This is a genomic window from Pseudomonas oryzicola, from assembly GCF_014269185.2.
Classification (GTDB): domain Bacteria; phylum Pseudomonadota; class Gammaproteobacteria; order Pseudomonadales; family Pseudomonadaceae; genus Aquipseudomonas; species Aquipseudomonas oryzicola.
Window position 1 is genome coordinate 1,746,947 of record NZ_JABWRZ020000001.1, and the last position, 25,798, is coordinate 1,772,744.

Genomic DNA, 25,798 nt, shown 5'->3' on the forward strand with positions numbered 1-25,798 from the left:
TGCGGGGCGGGCCTGCGCTCAATAGTCGTCTTTGTCGAACCGACGCGCCTCGCGCTGCAGCTGGTAGACAAAACTCTCGATCTTGCGCTGCGCCTGCCCGTTGAGGTTGTGGAAGCGCACCCCGGCAAAGGTGGTGTTGATTCGCTCTTCATAGTGCAGGTGGCGCAGTTCGACCATGGTGTCGACCAGGCCCAGCGGGTTGCCTGCCTTGAAACGCTCGTACACCTGGCCCAGTTGCAGGCGTTCCTCGACATTGCCGTCGAAGCGCAGTTTGCAGCCGGTGGCAGAGATGTCCAGCAGCTTGCCGCGCAGCGCGCCATTGCCCTTGAGGTGGGTGCCATCGAGGATGATGTCGACCAGCTGGGACAGCTTCAGTGCCGCGCGGAACGCGTTGCGGCGCTGGTGGTAGGTCATTTCAACAGGCATGGCGCCGCGGTAGCAGCGGTGGCCGTCGACCTCGCTGATCCTTAGCGCGTGGTTGCATTCCCAGGCAATGCGCACGCCATCGTGAAAACCTTCGACGCGGAAGTGTTCGCCGTTCTCGATGTACTTCTCGCCGTCGCGGGGAATCATCTCGTCCAGCGCCAGGGTGTTGCTGTCACGGTCCACATGCACTACGTAGCTCTGGAAGCGCTGGCTACGGTCATGGAAGGTGATGATCAGAGGGTCATGGCTTTCCTGCAGCTGCCGCAAGTTGGCCGCAATCTCCAAAGGGGTGTTCAGCACCTTTGGCGGCTGCGGGGCATCGGATTCATTGAACACGGCTTATCGTTCTCCAGGCAAAAGCGACACACGCAATTAACGGCATTTTGCCAGTATGTTCCGTGCCTTGATAGAAAAAATCAAACCTGGCTGAGCGCCCGTGGCTTGACCAGCGGCGAGGTGCTGCCGCGGCTGTCGTAGAGCGACGGAGAGTCGCCGCCCATGAGGATGCGGATCTGGTTGTTGGTGGCGTTTTGCTGCACCTGGATGATCCGCCCATTGGTCTCGTTGAGCTGCTGGCAGGCTTGCATCAACTGGCTGATCACGTCGAGTTGCTGCAGCAGCAGTTCACCGTTCGGCGATTGCGCCGCCACCGCTTCCACCCCGGCGCGATTGGCGCTCAGGCCCAGGCTGGCGAGCAGGTTGTTGCGCCGCGTGCCTTGCTGCTCCAGCAGCACGATCAAAGACTGCTTGCGGGCGAGGATGGTCTCCAGCAACGCCATGTCGCGCCCATGCAGTGCCACGGCCTCCTTTTGCAAGAGGTCAAGCAGTTCCTGCATCGGGGCGATGTCATCTTCGATCAGTTGCAGCAAGGTGGTGTCGTGCATGGCTAACTCTTGGCTTTTCTGGCGTCCGTGAAGTCAGCGCGCCGAACGGTCAGCGCTGGGCTTCGAAATCGAGCAGTTTACTGGCGACCCGGCCGGCATCGACCTGGTAGCTGCCGTCGGCGATCGCCTGTTTCAACTGGGCCACGCGGGCACTGTTGACCACCGGCTCGTCGCGCAGCTTGTCGCTGATCTTCTGCAACTGCTGGGCCTCCTGGCTGAGGTGTACCGCTTCTCCGCTGGCGCTGGTGGTGGCTTCCTGGCTGGCTGCCGCTTTGTCGGCGCTGCCGGATGCGCTGTTGCCGCGCACGCCGCCCGTGACGGACGGAGAATTATTTACACGACTGAAGTCGATGACCATGATCAGAAACCCCTGGGTATTTGGACGCTTGCCTTGTTTTCGGCCAACCCGAAAGAAACTTTAGGCACAAATGCGTAGCCGCCTGTCGGCAAGCTTGCGAACCCGTTTTCTGACACAGTTTAGGAGCAGCGGTTCCTCACCGCCAGCGCAATGTCGGCTGGCTACATACTGACCTCGACCTGGCCTGGGCCGGTGACCCTGGCCTTGACTACCCGTTTGGAATTGAGGTTGCGCACCCGGATCTGTTCGCTCAGGCCGCCCTTGCTCAGCGCTTCGCCGGGCATGCGGACGCTCAGGCTGCCGCTGCGGGCGATGATCACCACGTGATCGCCCTTGCGCACCACCTCGGCCTGTTCCAGGTGTTGCGGGGTGAGCACCTGGTCGATCACCGTGGGGCGCAGCATCTTCATGCCGACCGCCTGGTCCAGTTCGGTCAGGAAGCCTTGCCCCAGCGTGCCGACATCGCGTTCGCGCAGGGCCACGTCGCCTTCGCCTACCACGTTGTCGCGCTTGAGCGGGCGGGTCATCACCACCACCTCGCGGAACAGCCGCACGGTGGCCGGTACGAACACGGTCCACGGCGCGGCGCCGTCGCAACGCACCTTTACCGTTACCCGGCCCAGCGGTTGCGCCGGGCTTTCCAGCGAGGCGTCCAGTTGCTGGCTGCACAGCGGCATGCGCAGGCGCGGGTCGAGCGGGTTGACCTGGATTTCGTAGCGCCCGGCGGTCTGGGTGGTGGCCAGGTAATCTTCGATGCTGAATTCAAGAAACCCCTGGGTGACACCGATAAGCTGTTCAGGCAAGGTAAACGCGTCCGCTAGCGTGCGAACGCCGGGCACCAGCAGGCAGAGCATGGCCAGCGAGCCAGCCAGCAAGCGCGTCAATCGTCGGAAAAATGTCGTTTTCGTGTACATGACGCTCAAAAAAGCAAAGCCCGTGCCGACTCGCTATCTGAGTGGCAACAAAAGGCTTAAATGTAGAGGAGTCTGGCATGGCAGGTGTTATGGATTCGGTCAACCAGCGCACCCAGCTGGTAGGGCAGAACCGCCTGGAACTGCTGCTGTTCCGCCTCAATGGCGAGCAGCTTTATGGCATCAACGTGTTCAAGGTCAGGGAGGTGCTGCAATGCCCGGCGCTGACCCTGCTGCCCAAGGCGCATCCGGTGGTGCGTGGCGTTGCCAACATTCGCGGGGCGACCATCCCGATCCTCGACCTGTCGATGGCCACCGGGCTGCGGCCGCTGCAGGAAGACACGCGCAACAGCTTCGTGATCATTACCGAATACAACACCAAGACCCAGGGCTTCCTGGTGCACTCGGTGGAACGCATCGTCAACATGAACTGGGAAGAAATCCATCCGCCACCCAAGGGTACCGGTCGCGATCACTACCTGACCGCCGTCACCCGGGTGGACAACCGCATGGTCGAGATCATCGACGTGGAGAAGGTGCTGGCCGAAGTGGCGCCGTCGTCCGAGTCGGTGTCGGCCGGGGTGGTCGATGCCGAGGTGCAGGACAAGGCTGTGTTGCTGCGGGTGCTCACCGTCGACGATTCATCGGTGGCGCGCAAGCAGGTCAGCCGTTGCCTGCAGACCGTGGGGGTCGAGGTGGTGGCGCTCAATGATGGTCGCCAGGCCCTGAACTATCTGCGTCAGCTGGTGGACGAAGGCAAGAAGCCGGAAGAAGAGTTCCTGATGATGATCTCGGACATTGAAATGCCGGAAATGGATGGCTACACGCTGACTGCAGAGATCCGCAGTGATCCGCGCATGCAAAAATTGCATATCTGCCTGCATACTTCGCTTTCCGGGGTATTCAACCAGGCGATGGTAAAGAAGGTCGGGGCCGATGACTTCCTGGCCAAGTTCAAGCCGGACGACCTGGCCCAGCGGGTGGTCGACCGGATCAAGGCAGCGCATTGAAAGCGCCGGGAGCAACCTCCCGGCACCAGTGATTGAAAAGAGGCGGCAGAAGTGTCTACGGGTAATTTGGATTTCGAACAGTTCCGGGTCTTCCTGGAGAAAGCCTGTGGCATCCTGCTGGGGGAGAATAAGCAGTACCTGGTTTCCAGCCGTCTCAACAAGCTGATGGAGCAACAGGGCATCAAGAGCCTGGGCGAGCTGGTACAACGCATCCAGGCTCAGCCGCGAGGTGGCTTGCGCGAGCAGGTGGTCGATGCCATGACCACCAACGAAACCCTCTGGTTTCGCGATACCTACCCGTTCGAAGTGCTGAAGAACAAGGTGATTCCGGAATTCATCCGCAACAACCCTGGCCAGCGCCTGCGCATGTGGTCGGCGGCCTGTTCGTCAGGGCAGGAGCCGTATTCCATCTCGATGGCCATCGACGAGTTCGAGCGTGGCAACCTTGGCCAGTTGAAGATGGGCGCGCAGATCGTCGCCACCGACCTGTCCGGCAGCATGCTGACCAATTGCAAGACCGGCGAGTACGATAGTCTGGCGATTGCCCGCGGCCTGTCCCAGGAGCGCCTGCAACGCTACTTCGACACCAAGGGGCCGGGGCGCTGGGCGGTCAAGCCGGCGATTCGCAGCCGGGTCGAATTCCGCTCGTTCAACCTGCTCGACAGTTATGCCAGCCTGGGCAAGTTCGACGTGGTGTTCTGCCGCAACGTGCTGATCTACTTCTCGGCACAGGTGAAGAAGGACATCCTGATGCGCATTCATGGCACCTTGAAACCGGGTGGCTACCTGTTCCTTGGAGCTTCCGAGGCGCTGAACGGGTTGCCGGACCATTACCAGATGGTGCAATGCAGCCCGGGGATCATCTACCAGGCCAAGTAAGCACAAAGGCCGGCAACGAAAGTTGCCGGCCTTTTGTTTGCCGTGTCGGCGTTTTTGCGGGCATGCCTGCGAACAGGCCGAAGCAGGAAAAGCTGACGTCAATTTTTTGTTTTGCCGCTTTTGCCGCCTGGCAATTGCCGCTTTGACCGCATCAGGCGGAAGGCCTTTGCCGCTTTTCTGGCATCACCCTGACAGCCCTGCGCCCGACAAGCCCGTAATTCCAGGGTTTGCGAGGGTTGGCACAGCCCTTGCTATACCTTGCCCAACGATATTCCGGTCAACCTCCGAAGGTTTCCCCGACATGAGCATCAGCTTCGACAAGGCGCTTGGTATTCACGAAAAGGCCCTGGGCTTCCGCGCCCAGCGCGCCGAAGTGCTGGCCAACAACATTGCCAACGCCGACACGCCCAACTACAAGGCGCGCGACATGGACTTCGCCTCGGTGCTCGCTGCCGAAAGCGACAAGCAGCAGAGCGGCCGTTTCAGCCTCGAGCGCACCAACAGCCGCCACATCGAGGCCGAGGGCCTTGCCATGGCCGACGATACCCTGAAGTACCGCACGCCGCTGCAGCCTTCGATCGACCAGAACACCGTGGACGCGCAGATCGAGCAGTCGAACTACACCGAAAACGCGGTCGGCTTCCAGGCCAGCTTTACCTTGCTCAACAGTAAATTCAAAGGGCTGGTTTCGGCCCTGCGGGGAGAATGACCATGTCCCTTTCCAGTGTCTTCAACATTGCCGGTAGCGGCATGAGCGCGCAGAACACGCGCCTGAACACCGTTGCTTCGAACATTGCCAACGCCGAGACCGTGTCTTCGAGCATCGACCAGACCTACCGTGCTCGCCATCCGGTGTTCGCCACTACCTTTCAGGATGCGCAGGCCGGTAGCAGCCAGTCGCTGTTCGAAGACCAGGGCGAAGCCGGGCAGGGCGTGCAGGTAAAAGGCATCGTCGAGGACCAGAGCAACCTGGAAGCGCGCTACGAGCCGAACCACCCGGCGGCGAACAAGGACGGCTATGTCTACTACCCGAACGTCAACGTGGTCGAGGAAATGGCTGACATGATTTCCGCCAGTCGTGCGTTCCAGACCAATGCCGAACTGATGAACACGGCCAAGAGCATGATGCAGAAAGTCCTGACCCTCGGTCAGTGATAAGGAAACCAGACCATGGCAATCGATACTACCGGCGTGAATCTCAACGAAGTGCTTGCGGCGTCGGGTGTGGGTACCAACACCAAGAAGACCGTGGACACTGTATCCAAGACCGGCACTGACTCGCTCGGCAAGGATGCCTTCCTGCAGTTGCTGGTGACCCAGATGCAGCACCAGAACCCGCTGGATCCGCAGGACAACGGTGAGTTCGTTGCCCAGTTGGCGCAGTTCAGCAGCCTCGAAGGCATTACCTCGCTGAACGAATCGGTCAGTGCCATTACCAGTGCCATGGCCTCGTCCCAGGCGCTGCAGGCGTCGTCGCTGGTCGGTCGCTCGGTGGTGGTGCAGAACGACAAGGCTATCGTCGATACCACCGAAAGCTTCAATGCACAGTTTGTGGTGCCGCAAGCCATTGGCGAGGCGAAGATCACCATCAAGGACAAGGACGGCAATACCGTCAAGACCATCGAACTGGGCGAGCAGAAAGCCGGTTACGCCGATTTCATCTGGGACGGTACCAACAATAGCGGCGAGAAGGTCGACCCGGGTACCTACACCTTCACCGCCAGCACCACGGTGGATGGCAAGGCGGTGCAGATGAACACGCTGTTGCCTGCCAAGGTGACCAGCGTCAGCTTCAGCTCCGGCGGTGAAATGGTGCTGAACCTCGCTGGCGTTGGCAAAGTATCCCTGTCCGACGTGCAAACCATCGGTATCTAAGGCCCATTAGTGCGGCAAAAGGAGCGAATTCATGTCTTTCAATATCGGCCTTAGCGGTCTGTACGCAGCAAACAAGCAACTGGACGTCACCGGCAACAACATCGCCAACGTCAATACCACCGGCTTCAAGTCGTCGCGCGCCGAGTTCGCCGATGTCTACGCCGGCGCCAACCGCCTGGGCGTAGGCAAGAACCAGGTGGGTAACGGCGTGCGCCTGGCGGCTGTTTCCCAGCAGTTCACCCAGGGCGACGTCAACAACACCGGCAACGTGCTGGACATGGGCATCCAGGGCCAGGGCTTCTTCGTGTTGTCCGATAACGGCTCGCGCGTCTACACCCGTGCCGGTGCGTTCCAGGCCAGCAAGGACAACTTCGTGGTGACCTCGGACGGCCTGCGCCTGCAGGGTTATGCCGCGGACTCGACTGGCAAGATCCAGAAGGGCGTGCTGAGCGATCTGCAGATCGACACCTCGGCGCTGCAGCCGAAGGCCACGTCGCTGATCGACCAGGGCATCAACCTGAACTCTTCGGCTGCCGATATCCCGCTGGAAGTCGACGATGGTACCGGTGCGATGGTGCCGAACCTGCCGTTCGATCCTGCTGACCAGAAGACCTACACCAAGTCCTTCCCGACCAAGGTGTACGACAGCCAGGGCAACGAGCACACCATGGAGCAGTTCTATCGCAAGACGGGTACCAATGAGTGGACCATGTACACCCTGGTGGATGGGCGCAACCCGTTCGATCCATCCTCCACCGTGCCGCTGGAGGGCACCATCAGCTTCAACAGCGACGGTTCGGTCAAGAGCATGACGGCTGACAACACCGGCCACCCGGCAGGCTCGTCGTTCACCGTGACCAACAACACCTTCACCATGACCGGTTGGGTGCCTGCGGTGGAAGACTCGGCGGGTAACTGGATCGCCAATGGCGCCGCAGGCAATGCCGATGGCATGCGCCTGTCGATGAACAGCACCACTTCCTACAACACCGAGACCGCGCGCATGTCGCAGTCCCAGGATGGTTACGCGACCGGTATCCTGTCGAGCCTGAGCATCGACTCGACCGGCGTGCTGTTTGCCAGCTTCAGCAACCAGCAGTCCCGTGCCATCGGCCAGGTTGCGCTGGCCAGCTTCGCCAACGAGCAGGGCCTGCAGCAGATCGGTGGTACCCGCTGGACCGAAACCTACACGTCCGGCATTCCGGGCATCGATGCGCCGAAGACCGGTACCCTGGGCAGCGTCGAGTCCAACTCGCTGGAAGCCTCCAACGTCAACCTGACCCAGGAGCTGGTCGAGCTGATCAAGGCGCAGAGCAATTACCAGGCGAACGCCAAGACCATCTCTACCGAAAGCACCATCATGCAGACCATCATCCAGATGACCTGATGGTCGCTGGCTGAGCGTGTGCGGGCGAACCCCTTTGTCATGAAGGGGTTCGTCGTTTTTGCAGGGGGCCTCATGAAGAAACTGCTTGTCGCACTGATTGCTGCAGCGTGCCTGTACCAGGCCCAGGCCGGCACCGCGCCATGGTGGCGCTGGGAAAGCCAGGTGGATGGGCGCCTGGTGTGCTCGCAGTGGCCGCCGGGGGAGGGCTGGAAGAAGTTTGCCGGGCCCTTCACCAATGGTGCTTGCCGCGAGCCTTGAATGAGCCCGCGAAGAGGCCGGTACAAGTTTGCCGTCACCGGCAACCAAGCGCCGGATAACCGGCGTTCAATACACTGGCGGCACCCTTGAAAGCCCGTATTCACGGGCTTTTTCATGTTTTCGGAAAGTTGGTTCGGAACTTGCTTTAGAGCCTGCACAGCAGCGGCGAGCGGCAAACGATCGCCAGTGCAGCGGAGGATGACTGTGGACAAGATGCTTTACGTGGCCATGACCGGCGCCAGCCAGAACGCGCTGGCGCAGAAGGCCCACGCCAACAACCTGGCGAACATTTCCACCAATGGTTTTCAGCGTGATCTGGAGCAGGCGCGCTCGATGCCGGTGTTCGGCGACAGCTTTCCGGCGCGTGCCTTTGCCATGACCGAACGCCCGGCCACCGACTTCAGCGAAGGGCCGATGGTCGAAACCGGGCGCGACCTGGACGTGACGGTGACCGGCAAAGGTTTCATCGCCGTGCAGGCGCCCGATGGCAGCGAAGCCTATGTGCGCACCGGCAGCCTGAACATCGACGCCCTTGGCGTGCTGCGTGCCGGCAACGGCATGCCGGTGATCGGTAACGGTGGCCCCATTGCCATCCCGCCAGAACAGAAGGTTGAAGTCGGCGCCGACGGCACCATCAGCATCCGCTCCATGGGTGAAGACCCACGGGTGATGGCCGAGGTCGACCGTATCAAGCTGGTCAACCCGGACAGCAAAGGCCTGACCAAGGGGCTGGACGGGCTGATTCACACCAAGGACGGTCAGCCAGCCGCCGCCGACGTCAATGTGCGGGTGGTGTCGGGCTTCCTGGAGGGCAGCAACGTCAACGCCGTGGAGGAAATGACCTCGGTGCTGGCGCTGTCCCGTCAATTCGAACTGCACGTCAAGATGATGAACGCGGCCAAGGAAGGCGACGAAGCCATGGCGCGTGTTTTGCAAATCGGCTAATCACTTTTGAACGGGTGCCGTAAAACAGGCGCACGAGGAGAACTTACATGCTTCCGGCTCTTTGGGTCGCTAAAACCGGCCTGTCCGCCCAGGACACCAACCTGACGGTCATCTCCAACAACCTGGCCAACGTCTCGACCACCGGCTTCAAGCGTGATCGCGCCGAGTTCCAGGACTTGCTGTACCAGATCAAGCGCCAGCCAGGTGCGCAGTCCACCCAGGACAGCGAACTGCCTTCCGGCCTGCAGGTCGGTACCGGTGTGCGCATCGTCGGCACGCAGAAGAACTTCCAGACCGGCAGCCTGCAGACCACCGAAAACCCGCTGGACATGGCGGTCAACGGCCGTGGCTTCTTCCAGGTGCTGCAGCCGGATGGCACGGTTTCGTATACCCGTGACGGTACCTTCCACCTGAACTCCGATGGCCAGATCGTCACGGCCCAGGGTTTTGCCCTGGAACCGGCGATCGTGGTGCCGAATGACGCCCAGACCTTCACCGTCGGCCAGGACGGCACCGTGTCGATCACCACCGCCGGCAACCCGGCAGCGCAGGTGATCGGCAACATCCAGACCGCCGACTTCATCAACCCGGCCGGCCTGCAGGCGATTGGCGACAACCTGTTCCTGGAAACTGCCGCCAGTGGCGCACCGCAAGTCGGCACCCCGGGCCTGAACGGTTTTGGTACCACGCTGCAGCAGACCCTGGAGAACTCCAACGTCAGCACCGTGGAAGAACTGGTGAACATGATCACCACCCAGCGTGCCTACGAGATGAACTCCAAGGTCATCTCCACCGCTGATCAGATGCTGTCGTTCGTAACCCAGCAGCTGTAAGCCCTAGTGCAGGTTCTACTCCCGTTACACCGTGAGGTAAGTGTCATGAAGCGTTTGTTGTCTGTGTTCGCCCTGGGGGGGGCGGTCGTGCTGGCAGGTTGCGTCGCGCCGACGCCCAAGCCGAACGACCCGTATTACGCGCCGGTCCTGCCGCGCACCCCGCTGCCGGCTGCAGCCAACAACGGTTCGATCTACCAGGCCGGTTTCGAGCAGAGCCTGTACACCGACCGCAAGGCGTTCCGCGTGGGTGACATCATCACCATCACCCTCAACGAACGCACTTCGGCGAGCAAGAATGCCGGCTCGCAGATCCAGAAGAACAGCAAGGCCGACATCGGCCTGACCTCGCTGTTTGGTGCCAACCCGAACACCAACAACCCGTTCGGCGGCGGCGACCTGTCGCTGGAGGCGGGTTACAGCGGCGATCGCACTACCAAGGGTGACAGCAAGGCCACCCAGGGCAACACCCTGACCGGCTCGATCACCGTGACCGTGGCCGAGGTGCTGCCCAACGGCATCATCGCCGTGCGCGGCGAAAAGTGGATGACCCTCAATACCGGTGAAGAGTTGGTGCGTATCGCCGGCCTGATCCGTGCCGATGACATCGCCACCGACAACACCGTGCCGTCCACCCGGGTGGCCGATGCGCGCATCACCTATTCGGGTACCGGTTCGTTCGCCGATGCCAGCCAGCCCGGTTGGCTGGATCGCTTCTTCATCAGTCCGCTTTGGCCCTTCTGAGTACGGATGAACATGTTCAACGTAAGGCAGCTGATTGCCGCGACCCTGCTCCTGTCCTGCGCGTTCGGTGCCCAAGCTGAGCGCCTGAAGGACATCGCCAGCATTTCTGGCGTGCGTTCCAACCAGTTGATCGGCTATGGCCTGGTAGTGGGGCTCAACGGCACGGGTGACCAGACCACCCAGACGCCGTTCACCCTGCAGACCTTCAACAACATGCTGTCGCAGTTCGGCATCAAGGTGCCGGCCGGCTCCGGCAACGTGCAATTGAAGAACGTCGCGGCGGTGTCGGTGCATGCCGACCTGCCGGCATTCGCCAAGCCGGGCCAGGTGGTGGACATTACCGTGTCCTCCATCGGTAACTCCAAGAGCCTGCGCGGCGGCAGCCTGCTGATGACTCCGCTGAAGGGTATCGACGGCAACGTCTACGCCATCGCCCAGGGCAACCTGGTGGTCGGTGGCTTCGATGCCGAGGGTCGTGATGGTTCGAAGATCACCGTCAACGTTCCGTCGGCCGGTCGCATCCCGGGTGGCGCTACCGTCGAACGGGCAGTGCCGAGCGGCTTCAACCAGGGCAACAGCCTGACCCTGAACCTCAACCGCCCCGACTTCACCACTGCCAAGCGCATCGTCGACAAGGTCAACGAGCTGCTCGGCCCTGGCGTGGCCCAGGCCGTGGACGGCGGCTCGGTGCGGGTCACCGCGCCGATGGACCCGAGCCAGCGCGTCGACTACCTGTCGATCCTGGAAAACCTCGAGATCGACCCGGGCCAGGCCGTGGCCAAGGTCATCATCAACTCGCGTACCGGCACCATCGTCATTGGCCAGAACGTCAAGGTGTCGCCGGCGGCGGTGACCCACGGCAGCCTGACCGTGACCATCACCGAAGACCCGATCGTCAGCCAGCCGGGGCCGCTCTCCAATGGCCAGACTGCAGTGGTGCCGCGCTCGCGGGTCAACGCCGAGCAGGAAGCCAAGCCGATGTTCAAGTTCGGCCCGGGCACCACGCTGGATGAAATCGTCCGCGCGGTAAACCAGGTAGGTGCAGCGCCCAGCGACCTGATGGCGATCCTCGAAGCACTGAAACAGGCCGGCGCCTTGCAGGCCGACCTGATCGTGATCTGAGGACGCTGCCGATGAACAGCAAAAGCCTGGTATCCGGCAGCGCCGACAGCGGTGCCTATACCGACCTCAACCGCCTGAGTTCGCTCAAGCACGGCGACCGCGACAGCGACGCCAATGTGCGCAAGGTGGCGCAGGAGTTCGAATCGCTGTTCATCAGCGAAATGCTCAAGGCCTCGCGCAAGGCCAGCGACGTGCTGGCCGACGACAACCCGATGAATACCGAGACGGTGAAGCAGTATCGCGACATGTACGACCAGCAGTTGGCCGTGAGCATGTCCCGCGAGGGCGGGGGTATCGGCCTGCAGGACGTACTGGTGCGCCAGTTGTCGAAGAACAAGAGCGCGCCGGCCAACACCAGCCCGTTCCCGCGCATCGAGGGCAGCGCCCCGACGCTGTGGGGCAACAAGGTCGCCGAGCCCGTGCATGCGCCCCAGGCGAATACCGGCCGTAACGACGTGGCCGCGCTCAATTCGCGGCGCCTGGCGCTGCCGAGCAGGCTCACCGACCGCCTGCTGGCCGGCATCGTGCCGTCGGCCGCCAGCACCAACAACGCTGCCGTGCCGGCCCGCGACGGCCAACAGGTGGCCAAGACCTTTGCCGTGCCGGACAACGGCCTGCGCATCCTCGGGCGCGCTGTGGCCCAGCCACCGCTGGCACCGAAAAAGGCTTTCGCCGACAGCGACGAATTCGTTGCCACCATGCTGCCGATGGCCGAACAGGCGGCCAAGCGCATCGGTATCGACCCGCGCTACCTGGTGGCGCAGGCAGCGCTGGAAACCGGCTGGGGCAAGTCGGTCATGCGCAACAGCGATGGCAGCAGCAGCCACAACCTGTTCGGCATCAAGGCCAGCGGTAACTGGCAAGGCGATTCGGCGCGGGCGATCACCAGCGAATTCCGCGATGGCCAGTTCGTCAAGGAAACGGCAGCGTTCCGTTCCTACGACTCGTACCAGGACAGCTTCCACGACCTGGTCAGCTTGTTACAGAACAATTCGCGCTATCAAGATGCGGTGAAGGCCGCCGATAAACCAGAACAGTTCGTGCAAGAGTTGCAGAAGGCCGGGTACGCCACCGACCCGAATTACGCCAGCAAGATCTCGCAGATCGCAAGACAGATGAAGTCGTACGAGCACTACGCAATGCTCGATACCGCAACAAAACTTTAAGGGCATGGAACCATGGCGAGTCTGATCAACATTGGTATGTCGGGGCTTGGCGCCGCGCAATCGGGGATGTACACCCTCGGTAACAACATTGCCAACGCCGATGTCGAAAGCTACTCACGCCAGCAGAATGTGCAGAAGACCAAGGGCGGCCAACAAGTCGGCCAAGTGTTCATCGGCACCGGCACCACGCTGGCCGATGTACGCCGGGTGTACAACGCATTTCTGGAAAACCAGCTGCGCAGCACCACGTCGTTGAGCAGCGATGCCGCCTCCTACCTGAACCAGATCACCCCGCTGGATACCGCCCTGTCGAGCAGTGACACCGGCATCACCGCCGCTTTGCAAAGCTTCTTCAGTACCTTGCAGGATGCCGCGGCCAAACCGACCGAGGACGCCTCGCGGCAACTGCTGCTGACCAGCGCGCAGTCCCTGAGCAAGCGTTTCAACACGCTGTCGGCGCAGCTCAACCAGCAGAACAGCAACATCAACTCCAACATGGCGGCGATCGCCGATCAGGTGAACAACCTGACCAAGACCATCGCTGACCTCAACGACCAGATTTCTCGCGTCACGTCGATCTCCGGCCAGCCCAACGACTTGCTCGACCAGCGCGATGGCGCTGTGCGTGAGCTGAACAAGTTGATCGGCACCGATGTGGTGGAGCGTGATGGCAACTACGACGTCTACCTGAAGAATGGCCAGGCCCTGGTACTGGGCAAGACCACCCAGACCTTGGGCGTGGAGCCGAGCGCGACCGACCCGACCCGCATGAGCCTGATCCTCAACCGCGGCTCGACCAAGATGGACATCACCAGCACCACCAGCGGTGGCGAGCTGGGTGGCCTGATCCGCTACCGCAAGGAAACCCTCGATCCCGCGCTCAACGAACTGGGCCGCGTGGCCCTGGTGGTGGCGGACGCGATCAACAGCCAGCTGGCCCAGGGTATCGACAAGAACGGTAGCTTCGGCGCCACCCTGTTCGGTGATATCAACAGCGCCGCGGCCATCAGCCAGCGCAGTATTGCCAAGTCAGGCAACAGCGCCGGCTCCGGCAACCTTGACGTGACCATCAAGGACACCGGCAAACTGACCACCAGCGATTACCAGGTGACCTTCACCAGCGCCACTGGCTACAGCGTGCGCAAGTTGCCTGAAGGCACCGACATGGGCAGCTTCGACCTCGGTGACACACCGCCCCCGGTGATCGACGGCTTCACCCTGTCGCTCAACGGTGGTGGCCTGAGTGCCGGCGACAGCTTCAAGATCACCCCGACCCGCAACGCGGCGGCCGGCATCGAAACCGTGCTCACCGACCCCAAGCGCCTGGCCCTGGCTGCACCGCTGACCGCCACCAGTGGCGCGGGCAACAAAGGCACCGGGGTGATCACCCAGCCGACGCTGACCTCGGAAATGGACATCTATGACGCCACCCAGCGCTCGCAGCTGCAGACCGGGCTGAAGTATTCGACCCCGGTCAAGCTGGTGTTCGGGGACGACAGCACGTCGCCACAGGCCTATACCCTTTACGATGCCAAGGGCAACAACATCGGCGGCGGCACGATCATCCCCGGCCAGGAAAACAAGCTGCAGTTGTCGGTGCCGATGGTCGATGGCAGCGGCAACCCGCTGGGTAGCGATTTCACCTTCGAGATGAGCGTTTCGGGCGCACCGAAGAACGGTGACAGCTATACCGTGGCGCTGACTGGCGCCGGCTCTGCGGACAACCGCAATGCCCAATCGGTGATCGACCTGCAGACCAAACCCACGGTCGAGGTGGGCAGCAACGGCAAGGGCATCAGCTTCACTGATGCCTATGCCAAGCTGGTTTCCAACGTCGGCGGCAAGGCCGGCCAGGCACAGATGGACAGTGATGCCACCTCGGCCCTGCATACCTCTGCACTGGACAGCCGCAACGGCCTGTCGGGGGTGTCGGTCGACGAAGAGACCGGCAACCTGATCAAGTTCCAGCAGTACTACACCGCGTCGTCGCAGATCATCAAGGCGGCCCAGGAAACCTTCGCCACCCTGATCAACAGTCTTTAAGGAGCCGTAGATCGTGAGCGTACGCATCTCCACTTCGCAGTTCTACAACACCAACCAGGCCAACTACCAGCGCAACTTCTCCAACTCGGTGAAGACCCAGCAGGAAGCCACCGATGGCATTCGCGTGCGCTCGGCCAAGGACGACCCGGTTGGCGCCGCCCGCCTGCTGCAGCTCGAGCAGCAGCAGAACATGCTCGAACAGTACGGCGACAACATCGTCAATGTGCGCAATGCCCTGGGTACTGCCGAAAGCACCCTGAACGCCATCGGCACCATCCTGCAGCGGGTCAACGAACTGGCGGTGAGTTCCGGCAACGCCGGCTTCACCGACAGCGACCGCAAGGCCAATGCTGCCGAACTGGACTCGCTGGAGCAGCAGCTGTTCACCCTGATGAACAGCAAGGACGAGAACGGCAAGTACATCTTCTCCGGTTCCAAGGGCGACACCCAGCCGTACGTGCGCAATGCCGATGGCACCTACTCCTACCAGGGCGACCAGTCGCAGTTGAAGCTGCAGGTGGGCGACATGCTCAGCCTGGCGGCCAACGAAACCGGCTACGATGCCTTCGAGCAGGCGCTGAACACCAGCCGCAGCGAGACCCGGCTGACGGCACCGGCCATCGATGATGGCCGGGTCAGCCTGTCCAACGGCCAGGTTTCCGGCAGCTCTACCTACAACGACCGTTTCCGCAGTGGCGAACCGTACAGCATCGAGTTCGTCAGCAGCACCCAGTTCAAGATCACCGATGCCAGCGGCAACGACGTTACCCTCGAAGCCACCCAGGGCGGCAAGTTCGACCCGAAAGGCGACAACACTGAGATCAGCTTCCGTGGCGTCGACCTGCGCCTGGACATCAGTTTCAAGGCCGGTGATGAAGCCGACCCGGATGCTGCCATCGCCGGCCACACCTTCAGCCTGACCTCCAAGGCGGACCAGATCGGCAGCAGCCGCAGCCCGGGTAATGCCTCGTCGGTGCAGATCACCGGTAGCTCGGTGGTCGACCAGGCGGCGTACAAGGCCGCCTTCCCCGAAGGCGCGGTGCTCAAGTTCACCAGCGCCACCGACTTCGAGCTGTACACCGCGCCGGTCAGCGACGGCAGCCGGCCGATCTCCACGGGTACCCTGAGCGGTACCACCGCCACGGTACTCGGCGTGCAATTCGACCTGTCCGGGGCGCCAAGTGCCGGTGATTCGTTTGCCATCAAGGTCGACACCCACCAGACCCAGAATGTGCTCGATACCATCAGCCAGCTGCGCGCTGCGCTGAGCACCCCGATCGACGGTGACCCGGCCGCCGCGCAGACTTTCAAGGCCGCGCTGGACTCGGCCATCGGCAACATCGGCAGCGCCACCAACCAGGTGACTTCGTCGATCGCCTCGATCGGTGGCCGTGGCCAGGCACTGGACGTCCAGGCCGAGACCAACTCGGCGCTGGGCGCGGAAAACACCAAGACCCAGAGCTCGATCCGCGAAAGCGATCCGGCCGAAGTGATGATCCGCCTGACCATGCAGACCAACATGCTGCAGGCCTCGTTGCAGGCCTATGCCAAGGTTGCCGGTCTGTCGCTGGTCAACTACATCTGATAGCGCTGCATGCGTAGCCAATCGTGCGCCGCCACCGTCAGGTGCGGCGCACTTTTTTTTGCAAGGTCGCCAACGTGAACGAAAAGCCTCTCGTCAGTATCGTCATCCCCGCCTACAGCCCACGGTTCTTTGCCATGGCCTTGCACAGTGCCCTTGGCCAGACCTATGAGGCACTGGAGGTACTGGTTTGCGACGACAGCGAAGGCGAGGAGATCGAAGCCATCGTCAACGCTGTCGAGGGCGAATCGCGCGTTTGCGTGCGCTACGTGCGCAACAGCCGGCGCCTGGGTTTTGTCGCCAACCTGGTGCAGGCAGTGGGCTTGGCCCGGGGCGCGCTGGTCAAGGTGCTGTGCGACGATGATCGGCTGTTCCCGCAGTGCGTGACGCACCAGGTCAAGGCCTTGCTGGAGCATGACGAAGTCGGCCTGGTGTTGTCGCAGCGGGTGCTCTGTGACGAGAACAACTTCATCCTGCCGATGCGTATCGCCAATGCGCGCTTCGCCAATGTCGACAGCCTGTTCAAAGGCGAAGACATGCTGGCCATGCTCGATGGGCGGCCAGTGAACTTCCTGGGCAATTTCTCGGCGGCGCTGATGCGTCGCGAGCAGGCACTGGAGTGGTTGCAGGCGCTCACCAGCGATGGCCTGAGCTTCGTCGCGCTGCTGGACCTGGCGCTGTTCGCCTGCCTGATGCGGCGCGGCAACATGGTCATGCTCAGCGAGCCGGGCCTGATCGAGCGCCTGCACCCGCAGCGCCTGAGCAAGCAGGAGGCGCTGGTCCAGGCCGCACCGCAGGAGTGGCGCTGGATGATGCAGATGCTTGCCGCGCGCAGTGGCGAAGCCGCGCCCGCCAGTGGCTGGGTGCGCTACGTGCCACTGACCGAGGCGCAGCAGCAGCCACGGCAATGGCAGGAGTTGTGTGTGGCACGCATCATCAGCAACTGGCAGACCCGCCTGGGTGGTCGGGTGGGCAGCGAGTGCGAAAGCTATGCCGAGCTTTATCAACAGTGGTTGGCCGCGCGCCGCTTCAGCGACGTGCAGCGCGGCCTGCTGCCCCAGGCGATAGCGGCCTGGCCACGTCAGCCGCGCATCGTACCGGTGGTGCTGGATACCCAGGGTGACGCCCAGGCCCTGGGGCGCACCCTCGACAGCCTGGCCGGGCAGTTGTACCCGGCGCATGCCTGCGTGGTGCTGGCCGATACCAGGCCAGCCAGCCCGATTCCGCTGGTGCAGCAGCCGCTGCAAAGCGACTGGCCCGAGCAGCTGAACCAGCTGCTGGCCTCGTTGCACGATGCCGACTGGATCTACCTGCTGCGTGCCGGTGACCGGCTCGCCGAGTCGGCCATTCTGCTGCTGGCCGAACGTGCCGCAGTGTTCCCCAACCTGGCATGCGCCTACAGCGATGAAGGGGCCTGGCTCGATGACCAGCCGGGCGAACCGGTGTTCAAGCCGGACTTCAACCTCGACCTGTTGCGTAGCTACCCCTATGTCGGTCGCACCCTGGCCTTCGCCCGCGAGGCGATTCTCGACCTCGGCGGTTTCGATGCCGGGTTTGCCGAGCTGGCACCGCATGACCTGCTCTGGCGCCTGGTCGAGACCCGAGGCCTGCAGGTGGTCGAGCACATTGCCGAAATCCAGGTGCAGTCGGAGTTCAGCTTCGCCAACTGGCTGTCGCTGCCGGAAGTGATCGCCCAGAGCGAACCGGTGCTGGCCGCGCATCTGCAACGGCTGGGCGTGGCGCATCGGATCCGGCATGACGACCTGTCGCTGCTCAATCGGGTCGACTACCTGCATGCCGACACCCCGCAGGTATCGATCCTCGTTCCTGTCGGTGATGACCTGGCGAGCCTGCAGGCCTGTGTCGAAGGGCTGATCGAGCGCACCGCCTATGGCCGTTACGAGGTACTGCTGGTGGCCGGGCCAAGCGTGGCGGCCGACGTCGACAACTGGCTGCAGGCCATGAGCGAGCTCGGTGCAGGCATGCTGCGCGTGGTCCGGGCGCTCGGCGGTTCGCGCAGTCAGCTGCTCGATGCCGCTGCGGCCCAGGCGTGCGGTGACTACCTGTTGTTGCTCGATGCCAGCGTGCAGGTGTTCGACGGCCACTGGCTGGGCGAAATGCTCCAGCATGCCCAGCGCCCGGAAGTGGCGGTGGTGGGTGCCAAGCTGGTCGATGCCCAGGGGCGGGTGGTCGAGGCGGGCCGGGTGCTGGGAGTTGCCAGCGTGGCCGGTCCGGCGTTCGCCGGGGAAGATGCGCAGTCGCGCGGTTACCTGCAACGCTTGCAGGTGGTACAGGACTGGAGCGCTGTCGGCGGCGATTGCCTGATGGTGCGCAAGGCAGTGTTCGCGGAGCTGGGTGGGCTGGGTGCCCAACCGCTGAGCCAGGGCATGGCCGAACTCGACCTGTGCCTGCGTGCGGGGGCGCGCGGTTATCTGGTGGTCGGTACGCCTTATGCCGTGCTGCTCAAGCGCGAAGCGACGGCCAGCAGTGATGGGCTTGGTCAGGACGCGTTGCTGGAACAGCAGCAGGTGTTCTGCGAGCGCTGGCTGAGCAAGGTGGTCCGCGACCCGGCCTATAACCCCAACCTGGGGCTGGCCAGCGGCGACTTCAGCCTCGAGCCGAGCCTGCGTGGCAGCTGGAGCCCGCTGTGCGCCCGGGCCTTGCCGTCGGTGCTGGGGTTGCCGATCAACGACAGTGCGGTGGGCCATTACCGGGTCGAACAACCGTTCAAACAGCTCGAAGCCGCCGGGCGCGTGGTCGGGCGTGTGGTCTACGAGTCGCCGACCGTGGTCCAGCTGGCGCGCATGGACCCGGACGTGATCATCCTGCAGTTGCGCCATAACGATGACTCGGTGCGCGACATCGAACGCATCGCCCGCTTCTCCAATGCCCGGCGCATTTTCGAGATCGACGACTACGTGCTCAGCGCGCCGAAGAAGAACACCCATGCGCGCAACAAGCCAGCCGACATCGAGCAGCACCTGCGCCGTGGCATCAGCCTGTGCGACCGGGTGGTGGTGACTACCCAGGCGTTGGCCAATGCGCTGGCGGACATGCATGACGATATCCGCGTGGTGCCGAACATGCTGGCACCGCACCTGTGGACCAACCTGCCGGTCAGCCGCCGTGGCACGTCCAGCAAGCCGCGGGTGGGTTGGGGCGGCGGTACCAGCCACAGTGGCGACCTGGAGATCATCGCCGAGGTGGTGCGCGAACTGGCCAACGAGGTGGAGTGGGTGTTCTTCGGCATGTGCCCCGAGGCGCTCAAGCCCTACATCCACGAGTACCACCCGGGCGTGCCGCTGGCGCGCTACCCGGCCAAGCTGGCGAGCCTGAACCTCGACCTGGCCCTGGCGCCGCTGGAATTCCACATCTTCAACGACTGCAAGAGCAACCTGCGGCTGCTGGAGTACGGTGCCTGCGGTTACCCGACCATCTGCACCGACACCGAGGCCTACCGCGGCTACCTGCCGTGCACGCGGGTGTACAGCAACAGCACCGAGGAGTGGTTGCAGGCGATCCGCTCGCATTTGGCCGACCCGGCGGCCAGCTACCGCATGGGGGACGAATTGCGCGAGGCGGTGATGCGCGACTTCGTGTTGCGTGACGACAACCTGCGTCACTGGGAGTGGGGCTGGCTGGCCGACTGAGTTTCGCCCGATAGCAACTGGGGCTGCCTTGCAACCCATCGCCGGCTTGCCGGCGATGAACCGCAAGGCGGCCCCAGCTTTTTTGCAGATTGGCGCATTTCCTGCAGTACCCCGTCGATATCGCCATAAATCCTTCGCCCTGGCGTTGCGGGGGCGCGAAGTACAAGAGGAAATCGATGAAGGCAGTCATTCTGGCGGGTGGTCTCGGCACGCGCATCAGCGAAGAGTCGCACCTCAAGCCCAAACCGATGATCGAGATCGGTGGCAAGCCAATTCTTTGGCACATCATGAAGCAGTATTCGGCGCACGGTATCCATGACTTCGTGATTTGCCTGGGCTACAAGGGCTATGCGATCAAGGACTTCTTCGCCAACTACTTCCTGCACACCTCCGACGTCACCTTCGACATGCGCGCCAACCGCATGGACGTGCATCAGAACTACAGCGAGCCTTGGCGGGTGACCCTGGTAGACACCGGCGAAGAAACCATGACCGGTGGCCGACTGCGCCGCGCCGCGCGCTACCTGGAAGGGGAGAAGGCGTTCTGCTTCACCTACGGTGATGGCGTGTCCGACATCGATATCGGCGCGCTGGTCGATTTCCACCACAGCCACGGCAAGTTCGCCACGGTCACGGCGGTGCAGCCGCCTGGCCGCTATGGTGCCCTGCAGCGCGATGGCGACCAGGTCCTGGGCTTCACCGAGAAGCCGCGCGGTGATGGCGGCTGGATCAACGGTGGCTTCTTCGTGCTGTCGCCCGAGGTGCTGCCCTACATCGACGGCGATGCCACCTCGTGGGAAGCCGAGCCGCTGTCGCGCCTGGCCCGTGAAGGGCAATTGCATGCCTTCGCCCATGAGGGCTTCTGGCACCCGATGGACACCCTGCGTGACAAGAACCACCTGGAACAGTTGTGGAACAGCGGGGAGGCGCCATGGAAGCAATGGGACTGAGCCCTGCGTTCTGGGCTGGCAAACGCGTTCTGCTCACCGGCCACACCGGTTTCAAGGGCAGCTGGCTGGCACTCTGGCTGCACAGCCTGGGCGCCCGGGTCACCGGCTTTGCCCTTGACCCTGCGACCGAGCCGAACCTGTTCGAGCTGGCACGGGTCGGCGAGGGCATCGATGACCGCCGTGGCGACATTCGCGACCTTGGGGTATTGCTGGAGCTGGTCGCCGAAGTGCAGCCGGAGATCGTCCTGCACCTGGCAGCGCAACCGCTGGTCCGCGAAAGCTACCGCGATCCGCTGGGCACCTATTCGACCAATGTCATGGGTACCCTCAACCTGCTCGAAGCCGTGCGCCAGACCGGGGGCGTGCGCGCCTGCGTGGTGGTCACCACCGACAAGGTGTACGCCAACCAGGAATGGCCCTGGCCCTATCGCGAGAACGAAGCGTTGGGCGGGCACGACCCCTATAGCAGCAGCAAGGCCTGCTGCGAGATCCTCGCGCAATCTTACGCCGCATCGTTCTTCCCGGCCGAGCGCCATGCCGAGCATGGCCTGAGCCTTGCCACCGCTCGGGCCGGCAACGTGCTGGGCGGCGGCGACTTCTCGCCCGAGCGGCTGATCCCCGACGTGCTCAAGGCGTGGACCGCCGGTGAGCCGGTGACCCTGCGCTTCCCTGCGGCTGTGCGCCCCTGGCAGCACGTGCTGGAGCCGCTGGCCGGCTACCTGCAGCTGGCGGCGAGCCTTTATCAGCAGGGCCAGCGCTTTGCCGGTGCGTGGAACTTCGGCCCCGGTGACGATGACATGTGCAGCGTCGGCGAGGTGGTGCAGTTGCTGGCCGACCGCTGGCCGCAGGCGCCCGGCGTCAGCTTCGGGCAGAGCGACATGCACGAAGCCGGTTTGCTGCGCCTGGACAGCTCACGTGCCCGCCAGCTGCTGGCCTGGCGCCCGCGCTGGGCACTCGAGGAATGCCTCGAACGCACCCTGGGCTGGCACCTCGCCTGGCACAAGGGCATGGACATGCGTGCGGTGAGCCTCACCCAGCTGAGCCTGTACCAGGAGTCGCTGTGAGCCAGTACCGCCTGCACCCCTTGCCATTGCCGGGCCTGGCGCGCATCGAACATCGCCGTGTCGAAGACGCCCGTGGCGCCTTTTCGCGGTTGTACTGCGAAGACAGCCTGGAGCGTTTCGGCGCGCCGTTCCACATCCGCCAGATCAACCGCTCGCTGACTCGCCAGCGCGGCAGCGTGCGCGGCCTGCATTACCAGGCCGGGCCGCAGCCGGAGAGCAAGTACATCACCTGCCTGCAGGGCGAGGTATGGGATGTGGTAGTCGATCTGCGTGCCGGTTCGCCGACCTTCCTGCACTGGCATGCCGAACGCCTCAAGGCCGGCCAGGGCAGCAGCCTGCTGGTGCCGGCCGGCTGTGCCCACGGCTTCCAGGCCCTGAGCGACGATGCCGAGCTGTTGTACCTGCACAGCGCGGACTATGCCCCGGAACACGAAGGCGGGCTGTCGGTGCTCGACCCGCGCCTGGCCATTGCCTGGCCGCTGCCCGTGATCAACCTCTCGGCCCGGGATGAACAGCATCCCTGGCTGGACGACCGCTTTACCGGAGTGACCGTATGAATTGCCGTGGTTGTGGCAGTGCCCTGTACCTGCCGTTGATCGATCTGGGCACCTCGCCGCCCTCCAATGCCTACCTGCGCCCCGAGCAACTGGCCGAGGCGGAGCAGTGGGTGCCGTTGAAAGTCGCGGTATGCGAGCAATGCTGGCTGGTGCAGACCGAGGACTACACCCGTGCCGAGCAACTGTTCGACGCCGACTATGCCTACTTCAGCTCCTATTCCAGCTCCTGGCTGGCCCATGCCGAAGCCTATGTGGCGAGCATGACCGAGCGCTTCGGGCTGAATGCCGACAGCCGCGTGGTGGAAATTGCCGCCAACGACGGTTACCTGCTGCAATACGTAGCCCGGCGCGGCATTCCCTGCCTGGGCGTCGAGCCGACCCGCAGCACCGCCGAGGCGGCGCGGGCCAAGGGCCTGGAAATCCGCGAGGTGTTCTTTGGCCGCGCCGTGGCCGCGCAACTGCTGGCCGAGGGCTGGGGCGCCGACCTGATGGCAGCCAACAACGTGCTTGCCCATGTGCCGGACATCAATGACTTCCTCGGCGGCTTCGCCAGCTTGCTCAAGCCGAACGGCGTGGCCACCTTCGAATTCCCGCACCTGCTGTCGCTGATCGCCCAGCACCAGTTCGACACGCTGTACCACGAGCACTATTCCTACCTGTCGCTGACCGCAGTGCAGATCCTCTGCCAGCGCAACGGCCTGGAACTGTTCGACGTGCAGGAGCTGTCGACCCATGGTGGCTCGCTGCGGGTGTTCGTGCAGCGAGCCGATGGCCAGCGCCGCGCCGTGGAACCGACTGTCGCCAGCCTGCTGGCGCTGGAAGAGGAGGTGGGCGTGCGTAGCCCCGGCTTCTACGCCACCCTGGCGCCGGCCGCCGAGCGCATCAAGCTGCAACTGCTGCGCTTCCTGTTGGATGCCAAGGCTGCCGGCAAGCGGGTGGTCGGCTACGGCGCCGCCGCCAAGGGCAATACCTTGCTCAACTATGCCGGGGTCAAGGCCGACCTGGTGGCCTGGGTGGCTGACGCCAACCCGCACAAGCAGGGCAAGTTCCTGCCCGGCAGCCGCATCCCGGTAGTGGCACCCGAACGCCTTGCCGAAGAGCAGCCGGACTATGTGCTGGTGCTGCCGTGGAACCTGCTGCGTGAAGTCAGCGAACAGCAGGCCGGCATCCGTGCGTGGGGCGGCCGCTTCGTCATCGCCGTGCCCGAGTTGACCGTGCTATGAGTGCGCTGCATGTGCTGGTGACGGGGGCCACCGGTTTCGTTGGCCGCCATCTGGTGGCGCAACTGCTGGCCCGCGGTTGTCGGGTGCGCGCCCTGGCGCGTGACCTGGAGCGGGCGCGCAGCATGCCGTGGTTCGACCAGGTGCAGTTCGTCGCCGGTGACCTGCAGCTGGCGGATGCCGGGCAGGTCGCCAACTGGGTCGACGGTATCGATGCACTGGCCCACCTGGCCTGGCCGGGGTTGCCGAATTACCAGGCGCTGTTCCACCTGGAGCAGAACCTGATGGCCGACTATCGCTTCGTCAAGCATGCGGTCGAGGCTGGCGTGGCGCAGGTGCTGGTCACCGGCACCTGCTTCGAATACGGCATGCAGAGCGGCCCGCTGGACGAACACTGCCCGGCGCGCCCGGCCAACCCCTATGGCCTGGCCAAGCACAGCCTGCATCAGTTCCTCCAGGCGCTGCAGAAGCATCGGCCGTTCACCTTGCAATGGGCACGGTTGTTCTACCTGCATGGTGAAGGCCAGAACCCCAACAGCCTGCTGGCTGCACTCGATCGCGCCATCGACAGCAAGGCGGCGGTGTTCGACATGTCCGCGGGCGAGCAACTGCGCGACTTCCAGCCCGTCACCGAGGCGGCACGCCAGTTGGCCGGCCTGTTGCACTGCGCGGGGTTCTCCGGGGTGGTCAACTGCGCCAGCGGCCGACCGGTAGCGGTGCGCAGCCTGGTCGAACAGCGCCTGCGCGAGCGTGGGGCCGAGCTGTTGCTGAACCTGGGGCATTACCCCTATCCGAGCCACGAACCCATGGCGTTCTGGGCCGTGACCGACCGACTCGAGCAGCTGCTGGCTGCCCAAGGAGCGCCCCATGGCCTATGAGTTGTACCGTGCAGCCGGCCTGCCCGTGCTGCAGAACCGCACTTTCGCCGATGCCGCCAGCGCACGCGCGTCGGCCAGTGGCGACATGTGCCTGGTCCAGGATGAGCGCACCGGCCTGGTCTACAACCAGGCCTTCGACGCGTCCTTGTTGAGCTACGACAGCGACTACCAGAACGAGCAGGCCTTGTCACCGGCGTTCCAGCGTCACCTGGATGAAGTCGAACAGCTGATCGCCCGCTACTTTGCCGGCAAGCGCCTGATCGAGGTGGGCTGCGGCAAGGGGTATTTCCTTGAGTTGCTGCGCCAGCGCGGGCATCGGGTGACCGGCATCGACCCGGCCTACGAAGGCGACAACCCGGAGGTGATCAAGGCGCCGTTCACCCGTGCGCTGGGGTTGTCGGCCGATGCCGTGGTGCTGCGTCATGTACTGGAACATATCGCCGACCCGCTGGCGTTTCTCGAGGCCATCGCCGATGCTAACCAGGGGGGGCTGATCTACATCGAAGTGCCGTGCCTGGACTGGATTCTCGAGCACCGCGCCTGGTTCGACCTGTTCTACGAGCACGTCAACTACTTCCGCCTGGATGACCTGCGCCGGTGTTTTGGCACGGTGCTGGACGCCGGCCACCTGTTCAACGGCCAGTACCTGTACATCGTCGCCGACCTGGCCAGCCTGCGGATGCCGGCTTTCGATGGCCAGCGCCTGCAGTTGCCGACCGGCTTCAGCGCCAGCCTCGAACGCGGCCAGGCGTTGCTGCGCGAGCATGCCGGGCGTGGTGCGGCGATCTGGGGGGCATCGTCCAAGGGCGTGATCTATTCGCTGTACCTGCAGCGTGCCGGCGTGCAGGTCGACCACGTGATCGACATCAACCCGGCCAAGCAGGGCCGCCACCTGCCGCTCAGTGGCTTGCGCGTATCGTCGCCGGAAGAGGCTCTGGCGAGCCTGCCGGACGGTGCGCAGATTTTCGTGATGAATTCCAACTACCTGGACGAGATCCGCCGCGACACCGGCAACCGTTTCGTCTACCACGCGGTCGATGATGCCGCGTTCCAATGACC

Annotated in this window: 25 protein-coding genes; 21 read left to right on the top strand and 4 right to left on the bottom strand. The window is 63.5% G+C overall.

Annotated elements, in window-relative coordinates; translation table 11 throughout:
* Window positions 1-18 precede the first annotated feature (18 nt).
* The 4 genes from HU760_RS07915 to flgA all read right to left on the bottom strand — a co-directional run bounded on the left by HU760_RS07915 (window position 19) and on the right by flgA (window position 2,582).
* Entirely contained in the window at window positions 19-762 is a 744-nt protein-coding gene (locus HU760_RS07915) for a flagellar brake protein (protein WP_186679621.1), read from the bottom strand.
* Between the two features lie 80 nt (window positions 763-842).
* Window positions 843-1,310, bottom strand: coding sequence for a flagella synthesis protein FlgN (locus HU760_RS07920; protein ID WP_186679623.1), 468 nt, complete (start codon window positions 1,308-1,310; stop codon window positions 843-845).
* Between the two features lie 49 nt (window positions 1,311-1,359).
* Complete coding sequence (gene flgM / locus HU760_RS07925) at window positions 1,360-1,668, bottom strand: flagellar biosynthesis anti-sigma factor FlgM (protein ID WP_186679637.1); 309 nt, start codon at window positions 1,666-1,668, stop codon at window positions 1,360-1,362.
* Window positions 1,669-1,829: 161 nt separating this feature from the next.
* The gene (gene flgA, locus HU760_RS07930) at window positions 1,830-2,582 is read right to left on the bottom strand and encodes a flagellar basal body P-ring formation chaperone FlgA (protein WP_186679640.1); all 753 of its coding nucleotides are present in this window, start codon (window positions 2,580-2,582) and stop codon (window positions 1,830-1,832) included.
* Between the two features lie 77 nt (window positions 2,583-2,659).
* On the opposite strand from flgA, the gene HU760_RS07935 reads away from it, so the two are divergent.
* The 21 genes from HU760_RS07935 to HU760_RS08035 all read left to right on the top strand — a co-directional run bounded on the left by HU760_RS07935 (window position 2,660) and on the right by HU760_RS08035 (window position 25,796).
* Window positions 2,660-3,589 (top strand): chemotaxis protein CheV, encoded by a 930-nt coding sequence (locus HU760_RS07935; protein ID WP_170031172.1) that lies wholly within the window; start codon window positions 2,660-2,662, stop codon window positions 3,587-3,589.
* Between the two features lie 51 nt (window positions 3,590-3,640).
* The gene (gene cheR, locus HU760_RS07940) at window positions 3,641-4,468 is read left to right on the top strand and encodes a protein-glutamate O-methyltransferase CheR (protein WP_186679642.1); all 828 of its coding nucleotides are present in this window, start codon (window positions 3,641-3,643) and stop codon (window positions 4,466-4,468) included.
* Window positions 4,469-4,769: 301 nt separating this feature from the next.
* The gene (gene flgB / locus HU760_RS07945; RefSeq protein ID WP_186679645.1) at window positions 4,770-5,177 is read left to right on the top strand and encodes a flagellar basal body rod protein FlgB; all 408 of its coding nucleotides are present in this window, start codon (window positions 4,770-4,772) and stop codon (window positions 5,175-5,177) included.
* Between the two features lie 2 nt (window positions 5,178-5,179).
* Window positions 5,180-5,623, top strand: a complete 444-nt coding sequence (flgC, locus tag HU760_RS07950) for a flagellar basal body rod protein FlgC (protein WP_085623112.1) — start codon at window positions 5,180-5,182, stop codon at window positions 5,621-5,623.
* 15 nt (window positions 5,624-5,638) lie between these two features.
* Window positions 5,639-6,343 (top strand): flagellar hook assembly protein FlgD, encoded by a 705-nt coding sequence (gene flgD, locus HU760_RS07955; RefSeq protein WP_186679649.1) that lies wholly within the window; start codon window positions 5,639-5,641, stop codon window positions 6,341-6,343.
* A 31-nt stretch (window positions 6,344-6,374) separates the two neighbouring features.
* On the top strand, window positions 6,375-7,730 hold the full coding sequence (gene flgE, locus HU760_RS07960) for a flagellar hook protein FlgE (protein ID WP_186679652.1): 1,356 nt from the start codon (window positions 6,375-6,377) through the stop codon (window positions 7,728-7,730).
* A 72-nt stretch (window positions 7,731-7,802) separates the two neighbouring features.
* Entirely contained in the window at window positions 7,803-7,988 is a 186-nt protein-coding gene (locus tag HU760_RS07965) for a hypothetical protein (protein WP_186679654.1), read from the top strand.
* Between the two features lie 204 nt (window positions 7,989-8,192).
* Window positions 8,193-8,933, top strand: coding sequence for a flagellar basal body rod protein FlgF (locus HU760_RS07970; RefSeq protein WP_170031160.1), 741 nt, complete (start codon window positions 8,193-8,195; stop codon window positions 8,931-8,933).
* A 47-nt stretch (window positions 8,934-8,980) separates the two neighbouring features.
* Window positions 8,981-9,766, top strand: a complete 786-nt coding sequence (gene flgG / locus HU760_RS07975) for a flagellar basal-body rod protein FlgG (RefSeq protein ID WP_170031158.1) — start codon at window positions 8,981-8,983, stop codon at window positions 9,764-9,766.
* 45 nt (window positions 9,767-9,811) lie between these two features.
* Window positions 9,812-10,507, top strand: coding sequence for a flagellar basal body L-ring protein FlgH (gene flgH / locus HU760_RS07980; protein WP_170031157.1), 696 nt, complete (start codon window positions 9,812-9,814; stop codon window positions 10,505-10,507).
* A 12-nt stretch (window positions 10,508-10,519) separates the two neighbouring features.
* Window positions 10,520-11,629, top strand: coding sequence for a flagellar basal body P-ring protein FlgI (locus HU760_RS07985; protein WP_186679656.1), 1,110 nt, complete (start codon window positions 10,520-10,522; stop codon window positions 11,627-11,629).
* Window positions 11,630-11,640: 11 nt separating this feature from the next.
* Window positions 11,641-12,795, top strand: a complete 1,155-nt coding sequence (flgJ, locus tag HU760_RS07990; RefSeq protein ID WP_186679657.1) for a flagellar assembly peptidoglycan hydrolase FlgJ — start codon at window positions 11,641-11,643, stop codon at window positions 12,793-12,795.
* A gap of 12 nt (window positions 12,796-12,807) precedes the next feature.
* A complete protein-coding gene (gene flgK, locus HU760_RS07995; protein ID WP_186679661.1) occupies window positions 12,808-14,838 on the top strand; it encodes a flagellar hook-associated protein FlgK in 2,031 nt (676 codons plus the stop codon).
* A 13-nt stretch (window positions 14,839-14,851) separates the two neighbouring features.
* Window positions 14,852-16,423, top strand: a complete 1,572-nt coding sequence (locus HU760_RS08000; RefSeq protein ID WP_186679663.1) for a flagellar hook-associated protein 3 — start codon at window positions 14,852-14,854, stop codon at window positions 16,421-16,423.
* Window positions 16,424-16,497: 74 nt separating this feature from the next.
* Complete coding sequence (locus tag HU760_RS08005) at window positions 16,498-20,070, top strand: glycosyltransferase (RefSeq protein ID WP_186679665.1); 3,573 nt, start codon at window positions 16,498-16,500, stop codon at window positions 20,068-20,070.
* A gap of 176 nt (window positions 20,071-20,246) precedes the next feature.
* Window positions 20,247-21,020 carry a glucose-1-phosphate cytidylyltransferase gene (gene rfbF / locus HU760_RS08010; protein WP_186679666.1) on the top strand — a complete coding sequence of 258 codons (774 nt, stop codon included), beginning with the start codon at window positions 20,247-20,249 and terminating at the stop codon, window positions 21,018-21,020.
* Complete coding sequence (gene rfbG, locus HU760_RS08015) at window positions 21,002-22,084, top strand: CDP-glucose 4,6-dehydratase (protein ID WP_186679676.1); 1,083 nt, start codon at window positions 21,002-21,004, stop codon at window positions 22,082-22,084. The genes rfbF and rfbG overlap by 19 nt, the downstream gene beginning before the upstream one ends.
* A complete protein-coding gene (locus tag HU760_RS08020) occupies window positions 22,081-22,641 on the top strand; it encodes a dTDP-4-dehydrorhamnose 3,5-epimerase family protein (protein ID WP_186679678.1) in 561 nt (186 codons plus the stop codon). The genes rfbG and HU760_RS08020 overlap by 4 nt, the downstream gene beginning before the upstream one ends.
* Window positions 22,638-23,864, top strand: coding sequence for a class I SAM-dependent methyltransferase (locus tag HU760_RS08025; protein WP_186679681.1), 1,227 nt, complete (start codon window positions 22,638-22,640; stop codon window positions 23,862-23,864). The genes HU760_RS08020 and HU760_RS08025 overlap by 4 nt, the downstream gene beginning before the upstream one ends.
* Complete coding sequence (locus tag HU760_RS08030; RefSeq protein WP_186679684.1) at window positions 23,861-24,739, top strand: NAD-dependent epimerase/dehydratase family protein; 879 nt, start codon at window positions 23,861-23,863, stop codon at window positions 24,737-24,739. Before HU760_RS08025 ends, HU760_RS08030 begins: the two co-directional genes overlap by 4 nt.
* The gene (locus HU760_RS08035) at window positions 24,729-25,796 is read left to right on the top strand and encodes a class I SAM-dependent methyltransferase (protein WP_186679687.1); all 1,068 of its coding nucleotides are present in this window, start codon (window positions 24,729-24,731) and stop codon (window positions 25,794-25,796) included. The genes HU760_RS08030 and HU760_RS08035 overlap by 11 nt, the downstream gene beginning before the upstream one ends.
* Window positions 25,797-25,798: the final 2 nt, after the last annotated feature.

Coding starts and splice junctions, on each gene's coding strand:
- HU760_RS08035 (WP_186679687.1), top strand. CDS start 24,729: ATGGCCTATGAGTTGTACCGTGCAGCCGGCCTGCCCGTGCTGCAGAAC.
- HU760_RS07935 (WP_170031172.1), top strand. CDS start 2,660: ATGGCAGGTGTTATGGATTCGGTCAACCAGCGCACCCAGCTGGTAGGG.
- HU760_RS08025 (WP_186679681.1), top strand. CDS start 22,638: ATGAATTGCCGTGGTTGTGGCAGTGCCCTGTACCTGCCGTTGATCGAT.
- HU760_RS08030 (WP_186679684.1), top strand. CDS start 23,861: ATGAGTGCGCTGCATGTGCTGGTGACGGGGGCCACCGGTTTCGTTGGC.
- HU760_RS07965 (WP_186679654.1), top strand. CDS start 7,803: ATGAAGAAACTGCTTGTCGCACTGATTGCTGCAGCGTGCCTGTACCAG.
- flgH (WP_170031157.1), top strand. CDS start 9,812: ATGAAGCGTTTGTTGTCTGTGTTCGCCCTGGGGGGGGCGGTCGTGCTG.
- flgJ (WP_186679657.1), top strand. CDS start 11,641: ATGAACAGCAAAAGCCTGGTATCCGGCAGCGCCGACAGCGGTGCCTAT.
- rfbF (WP_186679666.1), top strand. CDS start 20,247: ATGAAGGCAGTCATTCTGGCGGGTGGTCTCGGCACGCGCATCAGCGAA.
- flgC (WP_085623112.1), top strand. CDS start 5,180: ATGTCCCTTTCCAGTGTCTTCAACATTGCCGGTAGCGGCATGAGCGCG.
- flgD (WP_186679649.1), top strand. CDS start 5,639: ATGGCAATCGATACTACCGGCGTGAATCTCAACGAAGTGCTTGCGGCG.
- HU760_RS07985 (WP_186679656.1), top strand. CDS start 10,520: ATGTTCAACGTAAGGCAGCTGATTGCCGCGACCCTGCTCCTGTCCTGC.
- flgM (WP_186679637.1), bottom strand. CDS start 1,668: ATGGTCATCGACTTCAGTCGTGTAAATAATTCTCCGTCCGTCACGGGC.
- flgG (WP_170031158.1), top strand. CDS start 8,981: ATGCTTCCGGCTCTTTGGGTCGCTAAAACCGGCCTGTCCGCCCAGGAC.
- flgA (WP_186679640.1), bottom strand. CDS start 2,582: ATGTACACGAAAACGACATTTTTCCGACGATTGACGCGCTTGCTGGCT.
- HU760_RS07920 (WP_186679623.1), bottom strand. CDS start 1,310: ATGCACGACACCACCTTGCTGCAACTGATCGAAGATGACATCGCCCCG.
- flgE (WP_186679652.1), top strand. CDS start 6,375: ATGTCTTTCAATATCGGCCTTAGCGGTCTGTACGCAGCAAACAAGCAA.
- flgB (WP_186679645.1), top strand. CDS start 4,770: ATGAGCATCAGCTTCGACAAGGCGCTTGGTATTCACGAAAAGGCCCTG.
- rfbG (WP_186679676.1), top strand. CDS start 21,002: ATGGAAGCAATGGGACTGAGCCCTGCGTTCTGGGCTGGCAAACGCGTT.
- flgK (WP_186679661.1), top strand. CDS start 12,808: ATGGCGAGTCTGATCAACATTGGTATGTCGGGGCTTGGCGCCGCGCAA.